The sequence below is a fragment of the Seohaeicola zhoushanensis genome (assembly GCF_014656415.1).
Classification (GTDB): domain Bacteria; phylum Pseudomonadota; class Alphaproteobacteria; order Rhodobacterales; family Rhodobacteraceae; genus Seohaeicola_A; species Seohaeicola_A zhoushanensis.
The window spans coordinates 575,501-584,904 of record NZ_BNCJ01000002.1 but is presented as its reverse complement, the minus strand read 5'-3'; the positions used below and the strand labels follow the sequence as shown (position 1 = coordinate 584,904).

Annotated in this window: 9 protein-coding genes; 3 read left to right on the top strand and 6 right to left on the bottom strand. The window is 70.0% G+C overall.

Annotated features, from left to right (window positions below):
- Positions 1–46 precede the first annotated feature (46 nt).
- Positions 47–1,084 (bottom strand): NAD(P)/FAD-dependent oxidoreductase, encoded by a 1,038-nt coding sequence (locus IE266_RS06785; protein WP_189679273.1) that lies wholly within the window; start codon positions 1,082–1,084, stop codon positions 47–49.
- Positions 1,085–1,226: 142 nt separating this feature from the next.
- Between IE266_RS06785 and mnmC2 the strand changes: the two genes are divergently transcribed.
- Both mnmC2 and IE266_RS06775 read left to right on the top strand, forming a co-directional pair.
- Positions 1,227–1,895 carry a tRNA (5-methylaminomethyl-2-thiouridine)(34)-methyltransferase MnmC2 gene (mnmC2, locus tag IE266_RS06780; RefSeq protein ID WP_189679272.1) on the top strand — a complete coding sequence of 223 codons (669 nt, stop codon included), beginning with the start codon at positions 1,227–1,229 and terminating at the stop codon, positions 1,893–1,895.
- Positions 1,892–2,767 carry a DMT family transporter gene (locus tag IE266_RS06775; protein WP_189679271.1) on the top strand — a complete coding sequence of 292 codons (876 nt, stop codon included), beginning with the start codon at positions 1,892–1,894 and terminating at the stop codon, positions 2,765–2,767. Before mnmC2 ends, IE266_RS06775 begins: the two co-directional genes overlap by 4 nt.
- On the opposite strand, the gene IE266_RS06770 is transcribed toward IE266_RS06775, so the two are convergent.
- From IE266_RS06770 to IE266_RS06760, 3 genes are all read right to left on the bottom strand, one after another.
- A complete protein-coding gene (locus IE266_RS06770) occupies positions 2,768–3,730 on the bottom strand; it encodes an XcyI family restriction endonuclease (protein WP_189679270.1) in 963 nt (320 codons plus the stop codon).
- Positions 3,730–4,599 carry a DNA-methyltransferase gene (locus IE266_RS06765; RefSeq protein ID WP_189679269.1) on the bottom strand — a complete coding sequence of 290 codons (870 nt, stop codon included), beginning with the start codon at positions 4,597–4,599 and terminating at the stop codon, positions 3,730–3,732. Before IE266_RS06765 ends, IE266_RS06770 begins: the two co-directional genes overlap by 1 nt.
- Before the next feature lie 93 nt (positions 4,600–4,692).
- The gene (locus tag IE266_RS06760) at positions 4,693–6,675 is read right to left on the bottom strand and encodes a lytic transglycosylase domain-containing protein (protein WP_373310539.1); all 1,983 of its coding nucleotides are present in this window, start codon (positions 6,673–6,675) and stop codon (positions 4,693–4,695) included.
- A gap of 138 nt (positions 6,676–6,813) precedes the next feature.
- Here IE266_RS06760 and dapA point away from each other — a divergent pair, with 138 nt between their 5' ends.
- Positions 6,814–7,689: a 4-hydroxy-tetrahydrodipicolinate synthase gene (gene dapA, locus IE266_RS06755; RefSeq protein ID WP_189679268.1), complete on the top strand. Its 876-nt coding sequence runs from the start codon at positions 6,814–6,816 to the stop codon at positions 7,687–7,689.
- Between the two features lie 140 nt (positions 7,690–7,829).
- Here the strand turns inward: dapA and IE266_RS06750 are convergent, their stop codons facing one another.
- Together IE266_RS06750 and yghU are read right to left on the bottom strand one after the other, a co-directional pair.
- On the bottom strand, positions 7,830–8,339 hold the full coding sequence (locus IE266_RS06750) for an HD domain-containing protein (protein ID WP_189679267.1): 510 nt from the start codon (positions 8,337–8,339) through the stop codon (positions 7,830–7,832).
- Between the two features lie 151 nt (positions 8,340–8,490).
- The gene (gene yghU / locus IE266_RS06745) at positions 8,491–9,366 is read right to left on the bottom strand and encodes a glutathione-dependent disulfide-bond oxidoreductase (protein WP_189679266.1); all 876 of its coding nucleotides are present in this window, start codon (positions 9,364–9,366) and stop codon (positions 8,491–8,493) included.
- Positions 9,367–9,404 lie beyond the last annotated feature (38 nt).

Below are 9,404 nucleotides of genomic sequence, written 5' to 3'. Positions count from 1 at the left end.
CCCCCTCTCCCCTCGGGGGAGAGGGTTAGGGTGAGGGGGACATACCCTACATCGACGCCTCGACCCGGAAGGCCTCGGGGATCTCGTCACGGCCTTCCAGCAGCAGGTCGGCCATCACCTCGGCCACCTTCGGGGCCATGCCGAAGCCGATCTTGAAGCCGCCGTTGGCGATGAACTGGCCGGGGTGCAGCGGATGCGCGCCCAGCATCGGCGCGCGCGAGCGGCTGCGGGGGCGCAGGCCGGCCCATCGGGCGACGACCGGGGCGCCGTGCAGGATCGGCAGCGCCGCGCGGGCGCGCTCGACCAGCGTGTCGAGCTGGGCGTCGGTGCCGGTCGGGTCGTCGAAGTCGCGCTCGCTGGTCGAGCCGATCGCCACGGTGCCGTCCAGATGCGGCACGATGTGCAACCCGTCGACGAAGAGCTGCGGCGCGCCGGGGGCGGCGTGGCGCAGTAGCGCGGCCTGGCCCTTGACCGCGCCGCCCACATTGCGCCCGAGCGCTGCGGAGAGCTCGGCCAGACCGGCCGCGCCGGTGGCGTGCAGCACCCGGCCCGTGTCCTCGCCCTCGGGCGTGATCTCGATCCCGCGCACGGCGAGTGCGGCGGTCAGCGCGGCGCAGGCGCGGCGGGGGTGCAGCAGGGCGGTGAGCGTGTCGCGGATCAGGAAGCCCGAGGGCGAGAGCGGCGCCCAGGGGCCGGCCTCGGCGGCGGGGATCACTTCCCAGACGGCCCGCCCCTGCCAGAGCTCGGCCGCGCCCTCGCCGCGCGCCCTTGCCAACGGCAGGGCCTCTTCGGCGACCGGCTGCAACCGGCCGCTGCGCACATAGCCGGGGTCGACCCCGCCGGCGGCGGTGACACCCGCCCAGAAGCCCTCGGCCATCAGCAGGCTGTCGAGCTGGAAGGCCTTCTTGACGTTCCAGTTCTCGGGCACATGCGGCGCCAGTGCGCCGACGAGGCCACCGCTCGACCCGGCGCCGGGGCCGTGGGGGTCGATCACGCGGACGTGGGCGCCGCGGCGGGCGCAGGCCCAGGCGATGGACAGGCCGAAGATGCCGGCGCCGCGGATGGTGATGTCGATGGGGGGCAAGGGGGCCTCGAAGTCTGCCGGAGCCGGATCAGTCTAGGGCCAATCCGGGACGGGCGAAACCCGGCTTGCGTCCGCCCGCGCGCGCAGGCAGAACCGGCGGGACGGCGGCGCCCCTGATGGCGCGGCCAGGCCGGGAGCGCGGATGGACCAGGGCAAGGCGGATATCGACTGGCGCGAGGGGCGGATCCCTGTCTCGCGGCGTTTCGACGACCCCTACTTCAGCCTCGACAACGGGCTGGAGGAGACGCGGCATGTCTTCCATGCCGGAAACCTGCTGCCCGAACGGTTCCGCGACGGCTTTCACATCGCCGAGCTGGGTTTCGGCACCGGGCTGAACCTGCTGGCGACCGTGCAGGCCTGGGGCCAGCGCGAGGGGCAGTTGCTCTTCACCAGCTTCGAGGCCTTCCCGATGAGCGCGGATGAGATGGCGCAGGCGCTGGCCGCCTTCCCCGAGCTGGCCCCGCTGGTGCCGGGCCTGCTGTCCGGCTGGCGCCCCGAGGGCGGCAGCTGGGAGGTGGCCCCCGGCGTGACGCTGCGGCTGGTCGCGGGCGATGCGCGTGTCACCCTGCCGCAATGGGAGGGGCGCGCCGATGCCTGGTTCCTCGACGGCTTCTCGCCGGCCAAGAACCCCGAGCTTTGGGAGCCGTCGCTGATCGCCGAGGTGGCGCGCCACACCGCGCCGGGCGGCACGGCGGCCAGCTATACCGCCGCCGGCCACGTGCGCCGCGCTCTGGCCGAAGCGGGTTTCACGGTGGAGCGCATTCCCGGCTTCGGGCGCAAACGGCATATGACAAGGGCGCGGATGGCATGAGCACGCAGTCGAACAACGTCCCGCTCGGCATCGCGCTGATGGTGGCGACCACGGTGGTCTTCTCGTTGCAGGACGGCATCTCGCGCCACCTGGCCGGGGCATACAACCCGATGATGGTGGTGATGATCCGCTACTGGTTCTTCGCCGCCTTCGTGATGGTGATCGCCAGCCGGCAGGCGGGCGGGCTGAAGGCCGCCGCCGCCACCAGCCAGCCGCTGCTGCAGGCCTTCCGGGGTCTGCTGCTGGCGGCCGAGATCGTGGTGGCGATCTACAGTTTCACCCTGATCGGCCTGGTCGAGAGCCACGCCGCCTTCGCCTGCTATCCGCTGATCATCGCAGCACTCTCTGGCCCGATCCTGGGCGAGAAGGTCGGCTGGCGGCGCTGGAGCGCCATCGCGGTTGGCTTTGTCGGCGTGCTCATCATCCTGCAACCGGGCTATGGTGCCTTCAACCCGGCGCTGGTGGTGCCGCTGGTCTCGGCGGCGATGTTCGCGGTCTATGGCCTGCTGACCCGCTATGCCGGTCGAAAGGACCGCACCGCCACCTCGTTCTTCTGGACCGGCACCGTGGGCGCGGTCTTCATGACCGCCGTGGGCGTCTGGTTCTGGGAGCCGATGACGCCCAGCGACTGGGCCTGGATGGGATTGCTTTGCCTGACCGGGGCGCTCGGGCACTGGCTGCTGATCCGCTGCTACGAGGTGGCCGAGGCCAGCGCGGTGCAGCCATTCGCCTATCTCCAGCTGGTCTTCGCCTCGACCCTGGGGCTGGTGGTCTTCCACGAGACGCTGCGCCTCAACGTGGTGATCGGCGCCGGCATCATCGTCGCGGCCGGGCTGTTCACCCTCTGGCGCGAACGCCGCCGGGCGCGCTGATCACGAGCGGATGCCGGTGAGCGAGATCACCTGGGTGCGGAAGTCCTCGTATTCCGCGCCGCTGCGGCTTTGCAGGTCGGAGATGCGGTAGAAGCGGTTGGTGGTCGGGCTTTCGCTGCGCGCCATCGCCATGTCGATGCGGTCGACGTTCACCACCGTCCAGAATTCGTTGAAGCCGGCGGCGCGGGCCTTCTGGTGGCTCTTCTCGGCCTCGCCGATGCGGTTGTGGATGTTCGAGAAATCCGAGCCGGCCTTGACCTCGATCGCCACCTTCTTGCGGAAGCGGCCGGGGAGCATCTCTTCAAGGATGATGATGTCCGGGTCGGGGGCGAATTCGATCAGCACGCGGCGGTCGGCGGCGTTGGTGAGGTCGATCTGGCGGTCGGTCGCGCGTTTCACTGCCGGGCGGACGATCTCGTGGATCGCCTCGAAGACGGCGCCGATGCCGGCGGTGCCCTTCTGCACGTTGGCCCCGCCGCGCAGCTGCGGGCCGAGGGTGAGCAGGATCAACTCGTCGAGGATTTCGGGCGTGACGGTCTCGCCGATCGCGCCCAGCAGCTGGCTGCCCGAGGCGGCGAGGGCCTGGCAGAGGTCGGGAAGCGCGGCGAGGGTCTGCGGGCTGGAGCTGCCGTCACGCTCCATCCGGGCAAGGCGCGAGGTTCCGAATTCGGCGCGGTAGAACTCCTTCTGGCTGTAGCCGAGGAGCAGGCGGTAATAGCCGAGCAGGCGCGGGTTGGCGGCCAGCAGCAGCGGCACGGCAAAGACCAGCTCGGCCGCCATGCCGCGCGCGGCCAGCAGGGCGCGGTCCTGCGCAGGGGCGAAGGCATCGAGGTCCCGCGCAAGCGCCGCCGGGTCGAGCCCGCGCGCGGTGGTTTCGAGCGCCGGGCGCAGGAAGTGGCCGCGCAGGTCGCCCAGCGCGCCGGCGAAGGCGGATTGCAGCGCGGGCGGCGGCAGGCGGATCATCAGGCGGCGACGCGGACGATGGCCTTCTCGTCGGCCTCGAGCCGTTCGGCGGCGATGGCGACATAGGCGGGGTTCAGCTCGATCCCGACATATTTGCGGCCCAGCCGCTGCGCCACCAGCCCGGCCGTGCCCGAGCCGAAGAACGGGTCGAGCACGAAGTCGCCGGGGCGCGAGGCGGCAAGGATGCAGGGTTCGACCAGCCCCGGTGGGAAGGTGGCGAAATGGGCGCCGGCGAAGGGGATGGTGTTGACGTTCCAGACCGAGCGGCGGTTGCGCCTTGTGTTGCCGGTCACCTCCATGATGGCGGTGCGGTCGTAGTAGTAGCGTTCGTCCTTGGTGAACATGAACAGGTATTCATGCGACCGGGTCGGCCGGTCCTTGACGCTTTCGGGCATCGCGTTGGGCTTGTTCCAGATCAGGTCGGCGCGCAGGTACCAGCCGTCGTCCTGCAGTGCGAAGGCCAGCCGCCAGGGCAGGCCCAGCAGGTCCTTGGGTTTCAGCCCCTCGGGGGTTTCCGGGCGGACCGACATGGCGCGGGCGGGGTTCTTCTTGTCCGGCGCGCGCCAGCCGCGGTTGCCGCTGGTATAGCCGTCACCGATGTTGAGCCAGAAGATGCCGTCGTCCTTGAGCACGCGCCGCACCTCGGAGAAGATCGAGCGCAGGGCGTTGAGGTATTGCGGCAGCCGCCCTTCGAGGCCGAGCTGGTCGGGAATCGCGTAGTCGCGCAGGCCCCAGTAGGGCGGCGAGGTCACAACCGTCTGGACCGAGCAGTCCGGCAGGCGGCGCAGCACGGTCAGGGCGTCGCCGTGGTAGATCATCGACTCGGAGAAGGACAATTGCTCCGGCCTGTCGATCTTCTCGGTCTTCATGCCCCTGCCCCGCATCTGGTAGTCTTGCCGCATTCGGCCACTGTACCTTGTTCGTTCTCGCTTGGCGAGATCAAACCGGGCCTTTCACGCCGCTCAGGGCGCGTAGGCAAGCAGCGTCGCCCCGGTCAATTCGCGCGAGAAGGGGATCGGCAGCGGGTCCTTGCCCAGCCGGGCGCGGTAGACAGGCAGGCTTTCGGTCACGCGCATGACGTAGTTGCGGGTCTCGTCGAAGGGGATGGTCTCGATCCAGTCGACGATGTCGGTCTCGTCCTTGGCGTGGGCGTTGCGCGGGTCGCCATACTTGGCCATCCACGAGGTCGGGCGGCTTGGCCCGGCGTTGTAGCCCGCCGCGATCATCACCACGTTGCCGCCGAAATCGCCGGCGAGCTTGGCAAGGTAGTTGGCGCCGAGCGTCGCGTTGTAGTCCCATTCGGTGGTCAGCCGCGCGGTGTCGTGCTTGGCGGCGAGACCCAGCTTGTCGGCCACGGCCTTGGCGGTGGCGGGCATCACCTGCATCAGCCCGCGCGCGCCGGCGCCGCTGACCACGGTGGGGTCGAACTCGCTCTCGCGGCGGGCGATGGCGAGGGTCATCTCGGGGGCCATCGGCAGCTTCATCCCGGCGACGGGATGCAGCGGGTAATAGGCGCCGTAGAGCACCAGCGCGCGCTGTGCGGCGCGCTTGGCGATCATCACGGCGAGATGCGGGCGGTCCATGTCGACCGCCATCTGCCCGAGTTGCAGCGCCGCCGTCTCGTCAAGCGACTCGACCAGGTGGGTCAGGAAGCGTTCGCCCAGGTCGTTCTCGCCCGAGGCGAGCAGCAGCAGCCCGGCTTCGAGCACGCTGGACTTCATGAAGGCGGCGTCGCGCCAGGCCGGGTGCGCCGGCGGCTTGCGCAGCTCGGGGTCGAAGGGCACCCCGGCCCGCTCGGCGGCGAGCAGGCCGTAGAAGGAGGTCTGATAGCGCGCGCCCATCTCGTAGGCCTTCTGGGCCGAGGCCTTGTCGCCCAGCGCCTGGTAGGCGCGGCCCAGCCAGTAACCGGCGCGCCCCTTGGAGATCGGCGATTCGACGGCGGCGTCGAAGCGCTGGAAATGGGTCAGAGCGACCTTGGGCTGGTTCAGCCGGCTGAGCGCGATATAGCCTGCGAGCCATTCGAGATCGGCATGGACATAGCCGGCCTCGGGCGCGGTGTGGTGGCTGGCGGCAACCTTGTAGGCCTTGGCCGGGTCGCCCTCGCGCATCAGCTTGCGGGAGAGGTCGATGCGGCGCTTGGCCCAGGCGGCGGGGTCGCCCAGGGTGGCGGCATCGGCGCTGCGTTCGAGCAGCAGCTCGATGGCATCCACGTCGCGGCCCTTGCGGTCGCGCCAGACGAAGCGGTCATAGGCCAGGCCCGGCGCATTTGCGAACTTGGCCGGGATGGCGGCGATGCGCGCATCGACGCCCGGCGCCTGTTCGCGCAGGGCAATCTGCGCCTCGGCCAGGGCGCGGCGACCCTCGTCGACCAGCGGCAGCATCCGGCGGGCGCTGTCCAGGTGATCGTCCCAGAGCATCCGGTCGAGCCGGGCGGCGTGGTGCTTTTCGAGCAGGCGGCGGTAGCTGGCGAGATAGGCGCCCTGCGCCGCCTCGGACATCGGCCTGGTACGCCAGGTCAGCACCAGCTCGGCCTCGCCGTCGCCCTTGCGCCCGGCGGCGATCAGCGCGGCGGCATGGGCGAGCGCGCCCTCGGGGGTCTGCGGCGGCGCGGCCTCGAAGAAGGCAAGCACGGTCTTGGGGCCGGCGGCGGCGATGGCGCCCTCGCTCTTGGAGCGCAGCCAGTCGAGGCCCGGCCAGTCGGGCCGCCGCTTGAGGAAGGCAGTGACCTCGTCCGCGGTGCCGCGCCCGGCGCGCAGGCGGTGCCATTCGATGATGTCGCGCGCCACCGAGCCGGGCTTTCCGGCGGCCACCAGCGCATCGTCCCAGCGCCCGGCGCGCAGGTCGGACATGGCTTTGGTCATCTTCCCGGCCTGGTCGGCATTGGCCGCGGCCGGCAGGGGCGTCAGCCAGCAGAATATCAGGAAGGACGCAAGGAGTCGCGTGATCACTTGAAAGACCCGGTCAAGAAAGGCTAGAGGCTCTGGACGATACCCGACCGATTGGCGGGATCAACTCACATTCGTGCCAGTAGCACGATCTCGGCGGGAATTCCCGCTCCAACCGCGAAGACAGGAAGCGCAACGATGTTCACAGGTTCCATGCCGGCACTGGTCACCCCGTTCCGTAACGGCAAGCTGGATCTGGACGCGCTCAAACACCTGGTGGAGTGGCAGATCGAGCAGGGCTCGACCGGGCTGGTGCCGGTGGGCACCACCGGCGAAAGCCCGACGCTGAGCCACGAGGAGCACGAGACGGTCGTCGAGACCGTGGTCAAGGCCGCCGCCGGCCGGGTGCCGGTGATCGCCGGCGCGGGGTCGAACAACACCACCGAGGCCGTGCGCTTCATCACCTTCGCCGAGAAGGTCGGGGCGCAGGCCGCCCTGGTGGTGACGCCCTATTACAACAAGCCGACCCAGCGCGGGCTGATCGCGCATTTCACCGCCGTGCATGACGCGGCGAACCTGCCGATCATCATCTACAACATCCCGCCGCGCTCGGTCATCGACATGACCCCGGCGACCATGGGCCAGCTGGCAAAGCTGCCGCGCATCGTCGGTGTCAAGGACGCCACCGGCAAGCTGGAGCGGGTCAGCCAGCAGCGCGCCTCCTGCGGGCCGGATTTCATCCAGCTCTCGGGCGAGGATGCCACCGCGCTCGGGTTCAACGCCCATGGCGGCGTCGGCTGCATCAGCGTGACCGCCAACGTGGCGCCCAAGCTCTGTGCCGAATTCCAGGCGGCGACGCTGGCGGGCGACTACGCCAAGGCGCTGGAGTATCAGGACCGGCTGATGCCGCTGCACGAGGCGATCTTCATCGAGCCGGGGCTGGTCGGGGCGAAATACGGCCTCTCGAAGCTCGGCCTCTGCTCGGAAGAGGTGCGCTGCCCGCTGACCGGGCTGGAGGACAGCACCAAGGCGGCCATCGACGCGGCCATGCGCCACGCGGGCATCCTGAACTGATCGCTCCGGGGGCCCGGCGTCGACGCGCGGGCCCCTGTTGCTGCCTCGGGGGCGCTGCCCCCGCCGCGCCTGCGGCGCGACTCCCCCGGAGATATTTTTGAAGAAGAGAAGGTGGGGGCGCGGCGCCGTTCCCCGAGCGGTCATGCCTTGCCGTGCAGGGCGAGGGCCGCGCGGAATTCGGCCAGCGCGGCTTCGGGCAGGGGCGGCAGCGCCGCGACCACCTCGGCGGCCCAGGCGACATAGGCAGCCTTGCGCGCCTCGGGCCAGTCGGGCGGGTTCAGGCTGAGCGAGCGGATGTTCGAGGTCTTGTCGCCGAGCTTGATCAGGGCGGCCCTGGGCGATTTCTTCGGGGCGTTCAGCACCTGCAGCCGCTTGCGCTCGGCCTTGGGCAGGGTCTTGTCGTCGGTCAGTTCGCGCACCAGCGCGGTGACCTCGGCGCCGAATTTCGCCTCGAGCTCGGCTTCGGTGACGGCGGTATCCTCGACCGTGTCATGCAGCCAGGCGGCGGCGATGGCGGCGGGGTCGCCGCCGTGGCGGGTGACGAAATCGGCCACCTCGGCCAGGTGGGTGTCATAGGGCAGGCGTGCGGCCCCCTTGCGGAACTGTCCCGCATGGGCGGCACGCGCGAAGGTTTCCGCGGAACGGATCATTGCGCGTCTCCGATGCTGGCTGGGGCGCGGGCCGGGCGTCCGCCAAGACGGTTGGCAGGACGGTCGGGCCACGCGAGGCGTGCCGGATCTTCCGGCACGTTCCGATGATGGCCTGCCCCCTGCCCCGGCGCAACCGGACGCGGTGTCGCAGTCAATCGCCGGCGGGGGCCAGCTTGTCCTGCGTCCTGGTCTCGAAGTCCGCGGCGTCGTGGCGTTCGTGCAGTTGCAGCGAGGGCTCGCCATGGGTGCGGTTGACCATGCGGCCGCGCAGGGTTGCCGGGCGCTTGTCGATGGTCCTGGCCCAGCGCAGCACGTTCCTGTAGCTCTCGACATCGAGGAATTCGCCGGCCGAGTAGAGCCGCCCGAGCACCAGCTGGCCATACCAGGGCCAGATGATCATGTCGGCCAGCGAGTATTCGCCCCCCGCCATCCACTCGTGTTCGGCGAGGTGGCGGTCGAGCACGTCGAGCTGGCGCTTGGCTTCCATCGAGAAACGGTCGATCGGGTACTCCCACTTTTCCGGCGCATAGGCGTAGAAATGGCCGAAGCCGCCGCCGAGATAGGGCGCGCTGCCCATCAGCCAGAACATCCAGCTGAGGCATTCGGTGCGCCCGGCGAGATCCTTTGGCATGAAGGCGCCGCCGAACTTCTCGGAGAGGTAGAGCATGATCGAGCCGGATTCGAAGACGCGCTGCGGCGGGGAGACCGAATGGTCCATCAGCGCCGGGATCTTGGAGTTCGGATTGACCGCGACGAAGCCCGAGCCGAACTGGTCGCCCTCGCCGATGCGGATCAGCCAGGCGTCGTATTCGGCGCCGGCGTGGCCGGCGGCCAGCAGCTCTTCCAGCAGCATGGTGACCTTCACCCCGTTGGGTGTCGCCAGCGAGTAGAGCTGCAGCGGGTGCTTGCCGACCGGCAGCTCCTTGTCATGGGTCGCCCCGGCGATGGGGCGGTTGATGCTGGCGAAGCGGCCGCCGCTGTCCTTGTTCCAGGTCCAGACGGCGGGCGGGGTATAGGTCTCGGTCATGCGGAAGCGTCCTGAGGGTATCGGTTGCTTCACAGCTT